Raw genomic sequence first — 229 nt, forward strand, 5'->3', positions numbered from 1 at the left:
GGCCCGCATCCTCGCGAGGCACGACCTCGAGCTGCACCTCGTCGACTCACGCGCCGACCAGGTGGAGCCGCAGCGCCTGGCCGTCCTCGACGACGCCGTCGCGCGCATCCACGTGCACCACGCCCCGGTGCCCGAGATGGCTCTGGGGCAGGTCCCCGCCGGGACGGACCTGCTCATCATGACGCACGACCACGCAGAGGACGCGGCCCTGTGCGACATGGCCCTGCGC

1 pseudogene is annotated in these 229 nt (G+C 73.4%); it reads left to right on the plus strand.

The window, feature by feature from the left end:
- Positions 1-229 (plus strand): annotated as a pseudogene (locus ACPYOI_RS37325) (hypothetical protein); the annotation flags it as partial.

This window comes from Rhizobium sp. SVR5-2C (assembly GCF_056755115.1).